The following is a 15,937-nucleotide window of genomic DNA, read 5'->3' as shown; positions in this document are numbered from 1 at the left end:
AGCATCACTGGGTGCGCCTGTCGTCGCTTGCCGCCCTGCTGGTCCTCGGTGTCACCGCCGCGACCCTGCCCGCCTGCGCGTCCAACCCGCCAGCGCCGGCGGCGACGCCGTCCGACATGCCGGAGGGCCTGGTGACCGGCGACCAGGGCGTCGCACCGACGGGCCGTGACGGTCTCGGCGGGCCGGGTGCCAGCGCGAGCTCGAAGCCTGCGGCAAAGCCGCTCGCCGCTGGCAACCCGAACGGCAAGGCCACCGTGCCGGCGGAGGCACGCGCTGTGGACACCTCGAAGCCCACCCGAACCGTCGGCACCGGCACCCCGGCGAGCTGTACCTCCGCGGCGGTGGTGAAGGCTGTCGCGGCCGGCGGCGTCATCACGTTCGACTGTGGACCGGCGCCCGTGACGATCAAGATGGCCGCCACCGCGAAGGTCCGCAACGCCAACGGGCCGAAGGTCGTGCTCGACGGCGGCGGCAGGGTCACCCTGAGCGGCCAGGGGAAGCGGCGCATCCTCTACATGAACACCTGCGACGAGGCACAGGGCTGGACCACCTCGCACTGCCAGAACCAGGACCACCCGCAGCTCACAGTGCAGAACCTGACCTTCGCCGACGGCAACTCCACAGGCGACAGGGCCGAGGGTGGCGGCGGTGGAGCCATCTTCGTACGCGGCGGGCGGTTGAAGGTCGTCAACTCGCGGTTCGTCGACAACCGCTGCGACCGCACCGGCCCCGACCTGGGCGGCGCGGCCATCCGGGTGCTCAGCCAGTACGACAACAAACCGGTGTACGTCGTGAGCAGCACCTTCAACGGCGGCTCCTGCTCGAACGGAGGGGCGCTGAGCAGCATCGGCGTGTCGTGGGTGGTGCTCAACAGCGTGCTGAGCCGCAACGAGGCCATCGGCAACGGCGCCAACCCGGCCAAGTCCGGTACGCCCGGCGGCGGCAGCGGCGGCGCGATCTACTGCGACGGCAACGAGTTCACCGTACGGATCGCCGGCACGATCATCGAGAACAACAAGGCCAACGAGGGCGGCGGCGCGATCTTCTTCGTGAGCAACAACCGCACCGGCACCATGAAGATCGAAAACTCGACGCTACGCCGCAACCCGAGCGGCAAGTTCGAAACCAGCGGCTATCCGGGCATCTTCTTCCTGGGTGCCCGCAACCCCACGGTGACGGGTTCGAAGCTCACCTGACCGCGGCTGAGGCTGGCCGCGCGCCGGGCGGCGATGCTGGTCGTGCGGCGGGCTGGCGGGCGTGGTGAGGCTGTTCGTGCGGCAGGGCTGGTCGTGCGGCGAAAGCTGGCCTTGGCGGCAGGCTGGTCGATCAGTAGGGGTTGCCTTCGCCTGCCTGCCGGGCACGCAGCAGGCCTGCGGGACGGCCCGGCAGGTCGTGGGCTCCGGACAGCGGCGGGCTGGCGGTGTGGTCACCACCGGCCATCCCCATGAGCAGTTCCTTCAGCGCGGTGAGCGCATCGATCTTGGGCTGCCAGCCCAGCTCGGTCTCCGCGCGCTCGCTGGACATCAGCGGCGCGTTCAGGCCCAGCTCCACCCAGCCCGCGTCGACCGGTTGCAGCCGCGCCCGCCAGGTCAGCGCCGCCGCCACCCGCAGCACCGGCGCCGCTACCGGCACGGTCCAGCCGTGGAAGTGCCGGGCCACCAGCTCCGGAGTCAGCACCGGGTCCGCAGCGACATTGAAGGCGCCGCGCGCATCACCCAGAACCGCCCTGGCGTACGCGTCAGCCACATCGTCGGCATGCACCGCCTGCATCCGCAGCCGCCGGTTGGCGGGTACCAGCGGGATCCGGCCGAAGCGCAACAGTCGTACCGGCGCGAACGGGCCGAGGAAGTAGCGGGTGATCTCCGTACCGGCGTCCCGCTGGAAGATCAGGCCTGGTCGCAGCCGGACCACCCTCAGCGCCGGATGCTCCCGCTCGATCCCGTCCAGCAGCGCCTCGACCTCCGCCTTGTGCTCGCTGTACGACGAGCCGGGCACCCCGGTGGCCGGCCAGCGCTCGCTGATCGGGTGGTCCTTCGGGCCGGGGGCGTAGGTGCCGACCGACGAGGCGTACACCAGAGCCGGCACACCGGCCCGGATCACCGCCTCGAAAACCGCCCGACTGCCGTCGACGTTGGTCCGGCGCAACACCCGCTGGTCGTGACTGGGTTGGATCTGCCACGCCAGGTGCACCACCGCGTCCGCGCCGGCGAACACCTCGGTCAACTGCCCCACCGCGCCCGGCGCGCCGATGTCGCACGAGTGCCATTCCACCTGGTCGTACGGCGTGCCGGCGTCCGGGCCGGGCAACCGCCGGGCCACCCCGACCAGCTCGACGCCCCGCTCCCGGCGCAGCCGACGCAGCACCGCCGTACCGACGTTGCCGCTCGCCCCCACCACCACGATCCGCATGTCCGACCCCGTACCCGTCCAGCAGCAGCTCAACCGCAGCCGCCCGGCGCGCGCCTGCAACTTGATCGACTCGATTTCCTGGAAACCGGGGTGTCCCGCCCAGCCGGATACCGCTTCTTCCAGGAAGCCGAGTTGATCAAGGCCGAGGGGAGTTCCGCACCCAGCCGTGCTTCTCCTTGGCACGCCGGCCAGCCGTGGCCGCCAGGCAGCGCGGGCAGATCCAGCCCACCGCGTCGACCTCGGTAAGCGCGTCGGTGCCCGAATAGTCGAAGCGCACATGTGGGAAGCGACGCAGCCGGGTCCGACTCAGGGCCAGGCCGCAGACGGTCTGGTTCTGGCCGGGCAACCAGGCGTGCACCTCACCGCCCGGCTGACGTACGCCGTCCGGCCCGACCTCCTCCCCGGACGCCGCAACGGCCGGGGGACTGCTCGACCTCATGCACGTTCCAGTTCCCCAGCCGCGCTCAGCCATGCATGGGTCAACTGCTTGATCCACTCCGCGTGCCGGCTTGGGCCCGGCCACCGTGATAGAGGGCACTGACGGCTCCAGCACGCCGGACGCCACCCGATCAGGGTGCGGGTGGGTGCCGGCCAGCCACAGGCATCGACGGCCGACCGGAAGCCGAGAGCCGTGGGCGGGAACCGTCCGGTAACCTGAGCGCGCGGGCCGCTAGCTCAATGGCAGAGCTGTGGACTTTTAATCCATAGGTTCAGGGTTCGAGTCCCTGGCGGCCCACTCTTCAGCAGGCCAACGAGCCCTTCACGGGTCGGTCACGTCCGCGCGAGTGGTGTAGGAGACGGCCATCGCGGGATCCGGTCTGATGTTATGCGGCGATCGGGGCGGGTTCTGTCTGGTTGGTGTCGTGTTGATCGGTGTTGATCGTGACCATGCGGGCTTTGGCGAGTAGGTCCAGGCCCATGTAGCGGCGGCCTTCGGTCCATTCGTCGGTCTGCTCGGCCAGGACGGCGCCGACGAGTCGGATGATCGCTGCCCGGTTGGGGAAGATCCCGACGACGTCGGTGCGCCGGCGGATTTCCTTGTTCAGCCGCTCTTGCGGGTTGTTGGACCAGATCTGGCGCCAGATCTCCCGTGGGAACCCGGTGAAGGCCAGCAGGTCGTCGTGGGCGGCGTCGAGGTGCTCGGCGGCGGTGGGGAACTTCGCTTCGATCGTGGCAACGACCCGTTGGAACTGGGCTCGGACGGCGTCGGCGTCGGGCTGGTCGAAGATCGTGCGGACCAGGGTGGCGATCCACGGCTGCGCCGACTTCGGCACTTTGGTCAGCAGGTTGCGCAGGTAGTGGGTGCGGCACCGTTGCCACGACGCCCCGGGCAGGGCCGCGCCGATGGCGGCCACGAGGCCGGCGTGGGCGTCGGAGATGACCAGACGCACGCCGGTCAGGCCGCGGGCGGTCAGCGACCGCAGGAACGCCAGCCAGCCGGCGCCGTCCTCGTCGGAGGCGACGTCCAGGCCCAACACTTCGCGTTGGCCGTCGGCGTTGACCCCGACCGCGATCAGGGCGTGGACGTTGACGGTGCGGCCGGCTTCGCGGACCTTCATCGTCAGCGCGTCCATCCACACGAACGTGTAATGGCCCGAGTCGAGGGGCCGGTTGCGGAACGCCTCGACCTGCGCGTCCAAATGGGCGGCCATCTCCGAGACCTGCGACTTCGACAACTGCCGGATCCCGAGCTGCTCCACCAGCTTCTCCACCCGCCGCGTCGACACCCCCAGCAGATAGCTCGTGGCCACCACCGACACCAGGGCCTGCTCGGCCCGCCGCCGATGCGTCAGCAGCCAGTCCGGGAAGTAGGAACCGTGGCGCAGCTTGGGGATCGCCAGGTCGATCGTGCCGGCCCGGGTGTCCCACTCTCTCGGCCGGTAACCGTTGCGGGAGTTGACCCGCTCGTCACTGCGCTGCCCATACGCGGCGCCGCAGATCGCGTCCGCCTCGGCGGACATCACCGCCTGCGCGAACGTCTTGATCATCGCCTGCAACACATCCGGCGACGCGCCCACTATCTGCTCGCACAGCAGCTCAACAGGGTTCACACTCTCAGATGCGGCCATCGCGCATCACTCTCCTTCACTCGGACTTAGCCGTCTCGAAGGATCGCGCGGTGGCCGTCTCCTATCTACGCAACACGCCCATCACGGGCAAGTCGTACACCACTTCCGTGGACGTAACCCACGGGTCTCTCGCCTTGGTGGCATGGCCCGTACAGCAGCGAAGTACAGCAGTAGCAGGCGATGCGTGCATGCATGATGCTGCGGGCCCACCTAAGGTACAGTTTTCTGTACTTGCTATGGAGGTGGTCATGCGGACCGTCAACTTCACCCAGCTACGGCAGAACCTGGCCGCCGAACTCGACAGCGTCATCAACGACGCGGAGGAAGTGGTGGTGACCCGGTCCGGCCACGAGCCGGTGGTGATCGTGCCGCTTGCCGAGTACGAGTCGATGAAGGAGACCGAGTACCTCCTGCGTAGCCCGAGCAACGCCGCCGCGCTGCGCCGGTCGATGGCGGAGTTGGAGAAGGGCGATGCGGCCGATCGCGATCTGGTCGACCCGGCCACCGTGCGGGACGTCGCGTGAGGCTGGTTTTCACCGCGACGGCGTGGAACCAGTACCTCAGCCACACGGATCGGAAGCTCGTCAAGCGCATCAACGAACTCATCGCGGACGTGATGCGCAACGGATACGAGGGCATCGGCAAGCCGGAGCCCCTTCGGGGAGAGCTGTCCGGCTTCTGGTCCCGCCGAATCGATCGCGAACACCGACTGGTGTATCGGATCACCAAGGACGACGTCGAAATCATCGCCTGCCGGTACCACTACGGCGACCGATAGCGGACCGGACCGGAACCGGCGGCGCGGCGGTCATTGGTCGAGCGTCTGGCCAAGTCGCTTGAGCGCGTCGAGAGTCGCCGCCGAGGACACCACCGTGTAGATCTCCATGGTGATGGCGAACTGAGCGTGCCGGAGGATCTGCATCGCCACCCGGGGGTGCACGTCCAGGTCCGCCAGGAGCGAGGCGCAGGTCCGCCGGGCATCCCTGACGGTAATCCGCCGAACGCCGGCCGCGTCACAGCGGCGGTCCCAGAAGCGGTTGAAGTTGCGCGGCTCGACCGGCCGCCCGTAGCGGGTGGTGAAGATCAGGTCGGACGGCTGCCAGGCCGGACCGGCGGCATCCCGGGCGGCGGTCTGGGCGACGCGGCGGCGGCCGAGGGCCACGGTGCAGATGTCCGGCAGCGGCAGGGTGGCGTCCGAGGCTGCCGTCTTCGTCTCCCGGTGCAGCAACTCGGCGCCGACCCGCTGAAGTTGCCGATCGATGGTCAACTCCCCCGCGTCGAGGTCGACGTCCGCCCAGGTGAGCCCCAACATCTCACCCTTGCGCAGACCGAGCACCAGGACCAGGACGTACGCGGCGTAGAGCGGGTCGTCGTCGGCGCGGGCCGACTCCAGGAAGCGCCGCGCCTCGTCGCTCGTCCACGCCTTGCGCTTGCGCTTGCGTACCGGTGGCAGCTTCACCAGGGACGCGACGTTGCGGGTGATCAGCCCTTCGGTGATCGCCTGGGACAGCAGCGTCCGGAGCACGGTCCGCAGGTGCGTGACGCTGGTTGCCGAGGGCAGATCCCGGCAGCACCGGCCGAGGGCACAGCAGCGACGCTGGGCGGGCTTGCGCCGCTCGTCCTTGCCCTGGGCGCAGCACTGGCAGGTCCGCCCGACCTCGTTGATCCAGGTCTGCACGTCGCTGGCCCGGCGGATTCTGCAGCCTCTCGCGTTTTCGTGATTTGGTAATAAGTGATTCCAAATCCGGTCAGAGCGACTGGTAGTGCCGATATGTCGGCAATGTGACCTATAAGGTCAAGCACGTTCAAAGCGGCACCATCCTTCCGGCGGAGCCACCTTACCGAGGGTATGGACGCTTCGCGGCCCCATGGGCATCGCGCCCGGATGTCGTACAACCGACTGCCGGATGCCTTGCCAACCGAGGAAAGCCGCCCGCCTGATAGCTGAATTAAGCCGCCTAGCGGCTTAGCGGTTAAGGCCAGCTACTGCTAAGCCGCAGGCCGGTCGTGCCCGATCCGTGCCCGATGCAGCGGTCAACATCGGCCAGCGGAGCCCCGTCTGGATGGCCGGCGGGCAGGTCCGTATCCTCCGTCGCCAGCAGTCCCCACGCCCTGTGGCACCTGCTCAACCCGATTCCCAAGCTGACAGTCGGCGGCTACTGGTCGTTGTCGTCGTCCCGCATCAGGCGGTCGAGGTCCTCAGGACGCATCCGCTTGATCTGGGTTTCCAGTTTGCGGCTGTACTGGCGATCGTTGGGATCCATCCCGTTGCGAGATCGAGAGCTGCGGCCATACTCCTTGAGGAAGCCGCCCAACTCTCGACGTATACGTTCCCGACGGCCCGACATGGAGCCACTCTAGGATTCGATGGGCGACTCGCGCCTTCCCATAACCGCTGTCGCCAGCAACCAGCCGAGATGAGGACAGCCGGCGGCGGCCAAGCACAGACAGCCGCCCGAGGTCGCAGACGCGGACGGACCATCCCGGACGAAGCGCCCAGAGCTTGTAAGCGAGACGTCGAGCAGCAGCGAGGCAGCAAGAAGGCAGCGCGAGCGCAGACGCGGGTTGACTGCGAACGTGAACCGACGACGCTCCGCACCTGCTCGTCGACGCGGATCGCCACCAGTTGGCAGCGGCCGACAGCTTGAGACCGCATCCCCCCGACGGGGGTCGTCACGCACGGAACTGAATCGGCGGAGTGCCGTGCGGGGCGGGTTCCGTGCCGTTGGTCGGATACTGGCCGGATGGTGGAGGGACAGGACGTCGGGTTGACGCGGTGGACGATTCACGGTGAGCGGGTGGTGGACGGTAGCCGGCGGGCCCGGTTGAGCATCGCGGATGTGGAGTTGCCGGACGGGGTGCGGTTTGAGCAGTACGTGATTAGGGCGCCTCGGTCGGCGATGGTCGCGGTGCTTGACGGTCAGGGGCGGCTGTTGCTGATGCGGCGGCACCGGTTCGTGTTCGACCGGTGGGTGTGGGAGTTGCCCGGTGGCTACGTCGATGAGGGCGAGGATCCGGCGGCGTGCGCGGTCCGGGAGGTTGAAGAGGAGACCGGGTGGCGTCCGGGTGAGGTAGAGCCGTTGCTGTCGTTCCAGCCGTGGGTGGCGACCGCGGACGCGGAGAACCTGCTGTTTCTTGCCAGGAGCGCGGAGCACATCGGTGCGGCGGTGGATGTCAACGAAGCCGAGCAGGTCGCGTGGATTCCGTTGGAGGAGGCTCGGCATCTCGTCTTCCAGGGTGAGATCGTGGGTGCCGGTACGGTGATCGCGGTGTTGGATCTGGTCGCGCGCAAGGCCCGGGGCGAGTTGTAGTCAGCGGCGTTGGCCGAGAGCCGCGTCGATGCGGGTGATGAGGTGTCGTACAGCTGGTCGGCGGCGGTGTGGCATGAGGTCCGTTTGTAGGTCGCGGATGTAGCGGACGGCGCGGGCGGACTTCAGTTGGGTGGCCAGGGTGAGGGCTTGCCCGCCGATGATGCTGGCGCGGTCGGGTTCGTCCTGGCGGGCTTGGGAGGTCGCCAGTAGTGCGAGGTTGAAGGCTTTGCCGCGTACGTAGCGTTCGTCCATCTGTAGGGATCGGGCGGCGAAGCGTTCGGCTTGGCTGTGTTGGCCGAGGGCGTTGAAGCAGTGGCCGAACTTGGCGGACAGGTATGCCTCGTCGAAGTAGCCCAGCCACTGCGGGTCGCCGCTGCGGTCGGCTCGGTCGAGGGCGTGTTCCGCCTGGTGTAGTGCGGTGGCGCAGGCATGTTCTTCGCGGGCGGCGGCGTGGGCGTGGGCTTCCATGACCAGCGCCTCGGCGGTCAGCACGGTGATGCCGGCGCGCTGGGCGGTCTGTCGGGCGGCCCGGGCGAGGTCGACGGCGGTGGCGGTGTGGCCGAGGTAGGTGGCTTGGTGGCTCATCGCGGCGAGGATCTCGGCACCCAGGCCGGCGTCGTCGGCGTTCCGGGCCAGGTCGAGGGCATGCGTGAGGTAGCGCTGGGCGAGGCCGTGTTCGGCCATGTCGTACGCCTGCCAGCCGGCGAGTTGCGTCAGCTCGGCGACGGCGGCGAGCAGCTTGCGGCCGGTTGCCGGATCGTATCGGCCTTCAGTCACCAGGGGCGTGACCTCGTGGTGGAGGTAGCGGGTGACGTTGGCGCGGGCGTGGCCGCCGCCGTGCTGGTTGTCGAGTCGCCGGTAGGTGGCGGTCATCTCGCGGATGGTGTCGATGTCGGGCTGACCGACCGTTCGGCGACCTTCTTGTGTGACGGGTTGGGTGCTGGTTGCGGTGAACCAGCGCAGGGCGGGCAGCGTGTACGCGGCGGAACTGAATACGGTTTGGCGGAGTAGTTCTCGACGGTTCACGTCGCCTTCCCATAACTGCGTGGCAGCGCAAACGTCCTCGCGCCAGGAGCGGTTGGCCGGTAGATCACTGTGGCGGGTGTTCCGGTGGTCGGCCATGGCGGCGCGATATGACCGCTGGCGAGGCGCGAGGCCGAGCGTCATCCGTGCCTCGTCAGGCATGGCGCAGCCGTCGGCGATGCGCTCCAGCACGTCGATGGAGGACACCTTCCGGCCGGCGATGATCCGACTGACGTAGCCCTGCTCCAAGCCGACGGCGGCCCCGATGCGCGTCTGACTCGCGCCGGTGTGCCGAGTAAACAGCCGGAACAGGGCACCGATGTCGCGGGCAGCAAGAGCCGCACATATGTCCTGGCGCGACCAGAGGTCTTCGGGGATCCGTAAATGATCGAACGGCACAGCGGCTCCAAGCGTCGTCGGACGACTACTCATGGTGCTCGATCTGGAGCCTAGGGATGTTGTCCGGGCAGGTCGAGGCCGCCCATGTCACGGTGACATGACCAGCCGACATGGCCGCCGCGCCTAGTCCGGCGGAATCGTCTCGGACATGTTCTTCGATGCCGACAACGTGCTGGGGCTGGCGTGGGCAGGCACCCTCCACGATTCAGAAGCTCCCGTCGAGTCCGCCCTGTCGGCACTTGGCGAGGAGGCGGGATCGTGACGCTCCGACCGAACCTGTACGTGCTGATCCGGTGGCTACTGCGGCAGCCCGAGCCACCACCGCCGCCGGGGACCGGACAGCAGTACCAAGACGCCGAGCAGGCGGCAGCCCAGCGACGGCTGCTCGACCAGGCCGCACGCCTGCGCTCCCACGACAGCCACAGGCCAACGTGGGGCCTGCCTACCGATCGATACAACAAGCCTGGGCCGGGGAGACTCTCATGAGCCGAACCGTGGCCGGTACAGCAGGCCGGGCAACTCCCAGCAGCCGGCGGGTCTCGTACGACGAATACCTCTCGGCCACCGCGTTGACTTTCGCGCGGCGGCACCGGCCGGTCTGGTCCTGGCAGCACTGGCGGCGAATCTGCTGCTGCGGAGCCGATCTGCCCTGCCACGCTCGACACCGCATCCCCATCAACCGTGGCCACTGGCCGGGAGAGGAGGAGCAGTGAAAGACGACCAGGAGCACGCAATCCTGGCCGTACACATCCGAGGGCTCGACGGCATGTGTGCTGGTTGCCGGGCGTGGTGGTCGCGGCTGGCCCCGTACCCGTGCTGGCAGGTGGAGTGGGCGACCAGCCGGCGGGCCCGCGCGAGCGTCGCCCGGTTCCTGGGCGGTGTGCAGTGACCACCCACGGCCCGGTCATGCCGATCTGGCACTGCGGCGGCTGCGACCTGCCCTGGCCCTGCCCGACCCGACGCCGGGAGCTACGCGCGGAGTACGCCGACGCGCCCGTGTCGCTGGCCCTCTACCTCGGTGCCTACCTCGTCCGGGCCGCCGAAGACATGCCCTGGGCACCGGCCGGCGCGCTCCACCGACGCTTCATCGGCTGGACCAGACAACCGCCAGCAGTACAGCAGCGAAGTACAGCAACCGTGCCAGCCGAACCCGGCCGTGAAGCACCACAGCAGGACGGTTGACCTCGAATCAGACCGCAGAAGCCCGGCTCGCCGGCAATCCATAGGTTCAGGGTTCGGATCCCTGACAGACCGCTGCGGACCTGCGCCTGAGAGGCGGGCGAGCGAGTATGAGTGACTGGTCACTTATCCGCTACTCGCTGTTGACCAGGCGAACATGGGAAGATCAACGAAACAGCTGCTCGTTCGATCGCTCGGCACGGCCATGACGAAGCGATGGGCCGGATGCGAGGTGGACGGAGATGACGGCCGGGCTGGTAGGGCGTACCGATGAGTTGCTCCTTCTCACGAGCTTCCTCGATGACGCCGCCGGGAACGGCGCTGCTCTGCTTCTTACCGGCGAGCCCGGTGTCGGCAAGACGGCGCTTCTGGACGCCACTGCCGAGCTCGCTACCGCCCAGGGGATACGGGTGGTGCGCGGCAGCGGTGTCGAGTACGAGACGGAGATCAGCTTCTCCGGCCTACACCAGCTCGTCGGTCCACTCTCCGCAGAGCTCGCGTCTCTGCCGCCACCGATGCGTTCGGCGCTCGAGGTCGCGCTCGGTTTCGGCACCGGGCCTGCGCCGGCCGAGATGACCGTCCTGCACGCGGCTCTCTCGCTGTTCGGCGAGGCTGCCCGGGAGAAGCCTCTGCTGCTGATCGTCGATGATCTGCATGTGCTGGACCGGGCGAGCCGGTCAGTGATCGGCTTCGTCGCCCGCAGGGCCGGTGGTCGTCGCATCGGAGTGCTGGCGGCCGTCCGCACCGAAACCACGGGGTCGTCGGGCATCGGTCTGCCGGAGCAGGAGATCCTGCCGCTCTGCGAGACGGACGCGCTCCGGCTGCTGTCCGACCGGTTCACCCGCCTCCCTTCCCGCGCGCAGCATGCGGTGGCACAGCAGGCGCAGGGTAATCCGTTAGCGTTGCTGGAGTTCGGCGCCTTCGCCGGCACCGATGATCCGTTGCCCGGCACCGGACCCGCCAGGGACGTCCGCGCCCTGTACGCCGCTCGTGTCGCGCGGCTTCCGTCGCGTACCCGTGAACTGCTTCTGCTTGCCGCCCTGGAAGGTTCCGGGGACATCTGTGTGCTGGAAGCTGCCAGCGGTCTCGAAGGACTCGACGGGTTCGACGCCGCGGAGCGGGACGACCTGATCATCGCCGCCGCGGACGCGCGCACGGTGCGTTTCCGGCATCCTCTGGTCAGGTCCGCCGTGGTGGAGGCTGCCACCCTCGACCAGCGGCGGTCGGCTCACCAGCGGCTGGCCGACGCGCTTGTCGATCAGCCCGAGCGCCGCGCGGATCACCTGTCGATGACGACTGCGGCGCCGGACGAGTCGATCGCCCAGATCGTCGAGGACAGCGCCCACAGCAGCATGCGTCGCGGCGATGTCCTGGGCGCCGTGGCCAGACTGCGGCGCGCTGCCGCGTTGAGCTCCGACCGTGTCGCCGGGAGCCGTCGCCTCGCGCACGCCGCCTACATCGGCGCGTCCGTGGCCGGGCACCTCGCGTTGTCCCATCAGATCATGGCTGAGCTGCGCGCCAAGACACCGACGGACCGATCTTTACCTGCTGCTGCCGCTGCGGGGTGGCTGTGCCTGATGGACGGCGATGTCGTGACGGCTCACCGACTGCTGGTCGACGCGATCGAACGGAATGCCGTCGACTCCTGCCCGAACCTCGACGAGCTCACACCGCCCCTGCTCACTCTCACGCTCGTCTGTCTGTACTCCGGGCGCGCGGACTACTGGGTGCCGCTACGCAAACTCGTGGCGACGCTGCCGGATGTTCCCGCCAGCTCGCCCATCTCCCTGGTCCGGATCCTGGAAGACCCGGGTTCCATACCGGACGCGCTGCTGCGGGATCTCGACGAAGGGCTGGCGCAACTCGACGAGGTGACCGACGCCGACGTGATCCACCGGACCGCGCTGGCCGCCTCCAACCTAGATCGCCTCGCCTACTGGCGCAAGCCCCTCGCCCGATTGATCGGCGACGCGCGGGACGCCGGGACGCTGGGCGGGGCCATCCCCGCAATGATCATGAGTGCGCTCGCCGACCTCTACGCCGGTCATTGGGACGATTCGCAGACCACCGCCGACGAGATCCGCGAGGTCGGCCACGAGACGGGGCATCACACTCTCGCCCATGTCGGCCACTACCTCGCCGGCCTCATCGCTGCCCACCGCGGTGACTCGCACACGTGCCACGCGCACTGCACGGCGCTCTTGGACTGGGCGGCGAGCCGCGGTCTGGGTCGCCTGGAGCACTGGGCGCACCATGCGCTCGCCCGCGCGGCGCTCGGCTCGTCCGACTTCGAAACCGCCTTCGTCCATGCCTCGGCGATCACTGCGCCGGGTGTGCTGTCGCCGTTCAGCATCGAGGCGCTCTGGAGTGCCCTGGACCTGACCGAGGCAGCGCTCTACTCCGGTCGGGTCGAGGATGCGCTGCGGCATGCTGCCGCCATGCGGGACGCGCAGGTGAGCCGTATCTCACCGCGCTTCGCGCTCCTGACCGCCGCGATGACGGCGATGACCTCGGCTCCTGAGGACGCGCCTGCGCTGTTCGAGGAGGCGCTGGCGTTGCCGGGCATCGACCAGTGGCCGTTCGAGGTGGCCCGGGTGAACCTGGCCTACGGTGAGCGGCTGCGCAGGCTGGGGCACAGCCGCGAGGCACGGGTCCAACTTTCCACCGCCCGCCAGAGCTTCGAGCGACTCGGAGCGGTGCCGTGGACGGCCCGAGCCACGGCCGAGCTACGTGCGACCGGGATGACCCGAATGCCTCGTGGTGACGCCGGAGCTGGCCTCACCCCGCAGGAGCTGGAGGTTGCCCGGCTGGCCGCCTCCGGGCTGTCCAACCCGCAGATCGCCGCCCGTCTGGTGCTCTCGCCGCGTACCGTCTCCACCCACCTGTACCGGGTGTTCCCCAAGTTGGGCATCACCTCGCGCGCGGCCCTGCGCGACGCCTTGGCCGACTGCGCGGAGGGGTCAGGAAGCCGGGGACCGGCCTGACTGACGCGGTGTCGTACGTACGTGGGCGATGCGCAATGTCAGTCAGTCGACGGACGCTGCAGGCCAGGCGGTACCGCCAGGCTATCGGGGCAAGACCAACCCGATCAGATGTCCGAGGAGGACCACATGTCCGCAAACCCGCACAACGTCTCGCTCGAGCCGGCCGCCCAGGCGTTCGCCGAGGCCACTGTGAATCCGCCCTACCTCTACCAGCTCGACCCCGAGGAAGGTCGCAAGACCGTCGATGGGGTCCAGGACAGCCCCATCTTCAAGCCCGACGTCGAGGAAAAGTGGATCACCGTCTCGGGCGGGCCGACCGGCTCGGTGCGGACCCGTATCGTCAAGCCGAGGGGCACGACCGGTCCACTGCCGGTCGTGATCTACACGCACGGCGCCGGGTGGGTGTTCGGCAACGCCCACACTCACGACCTCCTCGTACGTGAACTCGCCGTCGGCACCGGCGCGGCCGTGGTCTTTCCCGAGTACGACCTTTCGCCCGAGGCGAAGTACCCGGTGGCGAACGAGCAGTCGTACGCGGTTGCGGCCTGGGTCGCCGCGCACGGCGCCGACGAGGGCCTGGACACTTCGCGCATCGCGATCAGCGGCGACTCGGTCGGCGGGAACATGGCCATCGCCCTGACCCTGATGGCCAAGGAACGCGGCGACGTCGACTTCCGGGCGCAGGTGCTGTTCTACCCGGTCACCGACGCCGGGTTCGACACCGACTCGTACCATCGCTGGGCCGAGGGCTACTGGCTGACCCGTACCGGCATGAAGTGGTTCTGGGATCAGTACACCACCAGCGAGCAGGACCGGGCGCAGATCACCGCGTCGCCGCTGCGCGCCACCCCCGACCAACTGCGCGGCCTGCCGCCGGCGCTGATCATCAACGCCCGTGAGGACGTGCTGCACGACGACGGCGCCGGGTACGCCGACAAGCTGCGCGCCGCGGGCGTACCCGTCACCCACGTGACGTACTCGGCGATCATCCACGACTTCGTGATGGTCAACGCGCTGCACGACACGAACGCCGCCAAGGCCGCGGTCGCGCAGGCGGTCTCCTTCCTCAAGGAGGCGCTGCAGGCGTGAGCAGCGAGGTCCCGACGCTGCGCAACGTGCCGGTCGCCCTCACGGCGACCGGCACCCGCCGCGAGTTCGACAGCATGGGCACGGTCGAGGTGCCCGCCGATCGCTACTGGGGCGCGCAGACGCAGCGCTCGCTGGCGCACTTCTCGATCGGCGACGACCTCATGCCCAAGGAGGTGTACCACGCGTACGGCTATGTGAAGAAGGCCGCAGCCCTGGTCAACCAGGCTGCCGGCCGGCTGCCTGAGGGCAAGGCGCGCGCGATCGTGCAGGCGGCTGAAGAGGCCATCGCCGGCCAGCTCGACGACCACTTCCCGCTCTACGTCTGGCAGACGGGCTCGGGCACCCAGAGCAACATGAACGTCAACGAGGTCCTGTCCAACCGGGCTATCCAGCTGCTCGGCGGCAGGTTGGGCTCGCAGGAGCCGGTCAGGCCGAACGACGACGTCGACATGGGACAGTCGAGCAGCGACTCGTTCCCGACCGCCATGCACATCGCCGCGATCACCGAGCTCGACGATCGACTGCTGCCGCAGGCCCGACGGCTGGCCGAGGTCATCGAGCGCAAGTCCGAGAAGTGGATGGGTGTCGTCAAGATCGGCCGTACGCACCTGGGGGACGCGGTTCCGCTGACGGTGGGCCAGGAATGGTCCGGCTGGGCCGCCCAGCTGCGGTCCTGTATCGCCGAGATCGAGCACAGCCGGCAGGGTCTGTACGAGTTGACGCTCGGCGGCACCGCGGTCGGCACCGGCCTGAACGCGCCGCAGGGTTTCAGCCGGGACGTGGCGGCGAAGCTCGCCGAGCTGACCGGCAAGCCGTTCGTCACCGCGCCGAACAAGTTCGCCGCGCAGGGCTCGTTGGACGCGATGGTGCGCGCTCACGGTGCGCTGCGGGGCCTTGCCGTCGCGCTCATCAAGATCGCGAACGACATGCGCTGGCTCGCGTCGGGCCCGCGGGCCGGCCTTGCCGAACTCCTGCTGCCGCAGAACGAGCCTGGCTCGTCGAGCATGCCCGGCAAGGTCAACCCCACGCAGTGCGAGGCGATCGTGATGATCGCGGTCCAGGTGCTCGGCGCTGACAGCGGCGTGGCGTTCGCCGGCTCGCAGGGCAACCTGCAGCTCAACGCGATGCGACCGCTCATCATCAACAACTTCCTGCACTCCGCCCGCATCCTCGGCGACGGCATGGAGAAGTTCCGCACCTTCAGCGTCGAAGGAACAGAACTCAACACCAAGAGGATCTCCGGGTACGTCGGGGAGAGCCTCATGCTGGTCACCGCGCTCAGCCCGCTCATCGGGCATCAGAACGCGGCGCGGATCGTCGAGATGGCCCTGGCGAACGACCTGACGCTGCGTGAGGGCGCCCTGGCCTCCGGCAAGGTGACCGCCGAGCAGTTCGAGCAGATCGTGCAGCCGGAGAAGATGGTCGGCCACGGCGTGGACGGCGCCTGACAACGGCCACCCCGACGGCATCTGGA

At 68.8% G+C, this 15,937-nt stretch carries 15 protein-coding genes, 1 tRNA gene and 1 pseudogene; 11 read left to right on the top strand and 6 right to left on the bottom strand.

Annotated features, from left to right (window positions below):
• Positions 1 to 11 precede the first annotated feature (11 nt).
• Positions 12 to 1,196 (top strand): hypothetical protein, encoded by a 1,185-nt coding sequence (locus ACLQ23_RS22470; RefSeq protein ID WP_425881040.1) that lies wholly within the window; start codon positions 12 to 14, stop codon positions 1,194 to 1,196.
• Between the two features lie 130 nt (positions 1,197 to 1,326).
• Here ACLQ23_RS22470 and ACLQ23_RS22465 read toward each other — a convergent pair whose 3' ends face one another.
• Positions 1,327 to 2,409, bottom strand: coding sequence for an NAD-dependent epimerase/dehydratase family protein (locus ACLQ23_RS22465; protein WP_425881039.1), 1,083 nt, complete (start codon positions 2,407 to 2,409; stop codon positions 1,327 to 1,329).
• A gap of 136 nt (positions 2,410 to 2,545) precedes the next feature.
• A complete protein-coding gene (locus tag ACLQ23_RS22460; protein WP_425881038.1) occupies positions 2,546 to 2,848 on the bottom strand; it encodes a hypothetical protein in 303 nt (100 codons plus the stop codon).
• A gap of 225 nt (positions 2,849 to 3,073) precedes the next feature.
• On the opposite strand from ACLQ23_RS22460, the gene ACLQ23_RS22455 reads away from it, so the two are divergent.
• Positions 3,074 to 3,145 (top strand) — tRNA-Lys (locus ACLQ23_RS22455).
• Positions 3,146 to 3,233: 88 nt separating this feature from the next.
• On the opposite strand, the gene ACLQ23_RS22450 is transcribed toward ACLQ23_RS22455, so the two are convergent.
• Positions 3,234 to 4,478, bottom strand: a complete 1,245-nt coding sequence (locus ACLQ23_RS22450; RefSeq protein WP_425735785.1) for an IS256 family transposase — start codon at positions 4,476 to 4,478, stop codon at positions 3,234 to 3,236.
• Positions 4,479 to 4,726: 248 nt separating this feature from the next.
• On the opposite strand from ACLQ23_RS22450, the gene ACLQ23_RS22445 reads away from it, so the two are divergent.
• Both ACLQ23_RS22445 and ACLQ23_RS22440 read left to right on the top strand, forming a co-directional pair.
• A complete protein-coding gene (locus ACLQ23_RS22445) occupies positions 4,727 to 5,002 on the top strand; it encodes a type II toxin-antitoxin system Phd/YefM family antitoxin (RefSeq protein ID WP_167946201.1) in 276 nt (91 codons plus the stop codon).
• Positions 4,999 to 5,256, top strand: coding sequence for a Txe/YoeB family addiction module toxin (locus ACLQ23_RS22440; protein ID WP_167946203.1), 258 nt, complete (start codon positions 4,999 to 5,001; stop codon positions 5,254 to 5,256). The genes ACLQ23_RS22445 and ACLQ23_RS22440 overlap by 4 nt, the downstream gene beginning before the upstream one ends.
• A gap of 30 nt (positions 5,257 to 5,286) precedes the next feature.
• On the opposite strand, the pseudogene ACLQ23_RS22435 reads toward ACLQ23_RS22440, so the two are convergent.
• Positions 5,287 to 6,168, bottom strand: a pseudogene (locus ACLQ23_RS22435) (tyrosine-type recombinase/integrase); the annotation flags it as partial.
• A 466-nt stretch (positions 6,169 to 6,634) separates the two neighbouring features.
• Positions 6,635 to 6,826: a hypothetical protein gene (locus ACLQ23_RS22430; protein ID WP_425881037.1), complete on the bottom strand. Its 192-nt coding sequence runs from the start codon at positions 6,824 to 6,826 to the stop codon at positions 6,635 to 6,637.
• A 396-nt stretch (positions 6,827 to 7,222) separates the two neighbouring features.
• Here ACLQ23_RS22430 and ACLQ23_RS22425 point away from each other — a divergent pair, with 396 nt between their 5' ends.
• Positions 7,223 to 7,789, top strand: a complete 567-nt coding sequence (locus tag ACLQ23_RS22425; RefSeq protein WP_425881036.1) for an NUDIX hydrolase — start codon at positions 7,223 to 7,225, stop codon at positions 7,787 to 7,789.
• Here ACLQ23_RS22425 and ACLQ23_RS22420 read toward each other — a convergent pair whose 3' ends face one another.
• Positions 7,790 to 9,211: a helix-turn-helix domain-containing protein gene (locus ACLQ23_RS22420; protein ID WP_377674899.1), complete on the bottom strand. Its 1,422-nt coding sequence runs from the start codon at positions 9,209 to 9,211 to the stop codon at positions 7,790 to 7,792.
• A 258-nt stretch (positions 9,212 to 9,469) separates the two neighbouring features.
• Here ACLQ23_RS22420 and ACLQ23_RS22415 point away from each other — a divergent pair, with 258 nt between their 5' ends.
• The 6 genes from ACLQ23_RS22415 to fumC all read left to right on the top strand — a co-directional run bounded on the left by ACLQ23_RS22415 (position 9,470) and on the right by fumC (position 15,911).
• Positions 9,470 to 9,697, top strand: coding sequence for a hypothetical protein (locus tag ACLQ23_RS22415; RefSeq protein WP_425881035.1), 228 nt, complete (start codon positions 9,470 to 9,472; stop codon positions 9,695 to 9,697).
• A 64-nt stretch (positions 9,698 to 9,761) separates the two neighbouring features.
• A complete protein-coding gene (locus tag ACLQ23_RS22410; RefSeq protein WP_425735020.1) occupies positions 9,762 to 10,100 on the top strand; it encodes a hypothetical protein in 339 nt (112 codons plus the stop codon).
• Complete coding sequence (locus tag ACLQ23_RS22405) at positions 10,097 to 10,393, top strand: hypothetical protein (protein ID WP_425734902.1); 297 nt, start codon at positions 10,097 to 10,099, stop codon at positions 10,391 to 10,393. Before ACLQ23_RS22410 ends, ACLQ23_RS22405 begins: the two co-directional genes overlap by 4 nt.
• Before the next feature lie 239 nt (positions 10,394 to 10,632).
• Positions 10,633 to 13,374, top strand: a complete 2,742-nt coding sequence (locus tag ACLQ23_RS22400; protein WP_425734903.1) for an AAA family ATPase — start codon at positions 10,633 to 10,635, stop codon at positions 13,372 to 13,374.
• 126 nt (positions 13,375 to 13,500) lie between these two features.
• The gene (locus tag ACLQ23_RS22395) at positions 13,501 to 14,463 is read left to right on the top strand and encodes an alpha/beta hydrolase (protein WP_355627420.1); all 963 of its coding nucleotides are present in this window, start codon (positions 13,501 to 13,503) and stop codon (positions 14,461 to 14,463) included.
• On the top strand, positions 14,460 to 15,911 hold the full coding sequence (fumC, locus tag ACLQ23_RS22390; RefSeq protein WP_425734904.1) for a class II fumarate hydratase: 1,452 nt from the start codon (positions 14,460 to 14,462) through the stop codon (positions 15,909 to 15,911). Before ACLQ23_RS22395 ends, fumC begins: the two co-directional genes overlap by 4 nt.
• The last annotated feature ends 26 nt before the right edge of the window (positions 15,912 to 15,937 follow it).

The sequence above is a fragment of the Micromonospora sp. DT41 genome (assembly GCF_049841715.1).
Classification (GTDB): Bacteria; Actinomycetota; Actinomycetes; order Mycobacteriales; family Micromonosporaceae; genus Micromonospora; species Micromonospora profundi.
Note: the sequence above shows the minus strand (reverse complement) of the source record. Positions and strands in the feature narration are given on the sequence as shown.

What these genes read in the sequence shown, in the direction of transcription:
- ACLQ23_RS22465 (WP_425881039.1), bottom strand. Translation starts at nt 2,409, where the DNA reads ATGCGGATCGTGGTGGTGGGGGCGAGCGGCAACGTCGGTACGGCGGTG.
- ACLQ23_RS22460 (WP_425881038.1), bottom strand. Translation starts at nt 2,848, where the DNA reads ATGAGGTCGAGCAGTCCCCCGGCCGTTGCGGCGTCCGGGGAGGAGGTC.
- ACLQ23_RS22450 (WP_425735785.1), bottom strand. Translation starts at nt 4,478, where the DNA reads ATGGCCGCATCTGAGAGTGTGAACCCTGTTGAGCTGCTGTGCGAGCAG.
- ACLQ23_RS22445 (WP_167946201.1), top strand. Translation starts at nt 4,727, where the DNA reads ATGCGGACCGTCAACTTCACCCAGCTACGGCAGAACCTGGCCGCCGAA.
- ACLQ23_RS22430 (WP_425881037.1), bottom strand. Translation starts at nt 6,826, where the DNA reads ATGTCGGGCCGTCGGGAACGTATACGTCGAGAGTTGGGCGGCTTCCTC.
- ACLQ23_RS22425 (WP_425881036.1), top strand. Translation starts at nt 7,223, where the DNA reads ATGGTGGAGGGACAGGACGTCGGGTTGACGCGGTGGACGATTCACGGT.
- ACLQ23_RS22400 (WP_425734903.1), top strand. Translation starts at nt 10,633, where the DNA reads ATGACGGCCGGGCTGGTAGGGCGTACCGATGAGTTGCTCCTTCTCACG.
- ACLQ23_RS22395 (WP_355627420.1), top strand. Translation starts at nt 13,501, where the DNA reads ATGTCCGCAAACCCGCACAACGTCTCGCTCGAGCCGGCCGCCCAGGCG.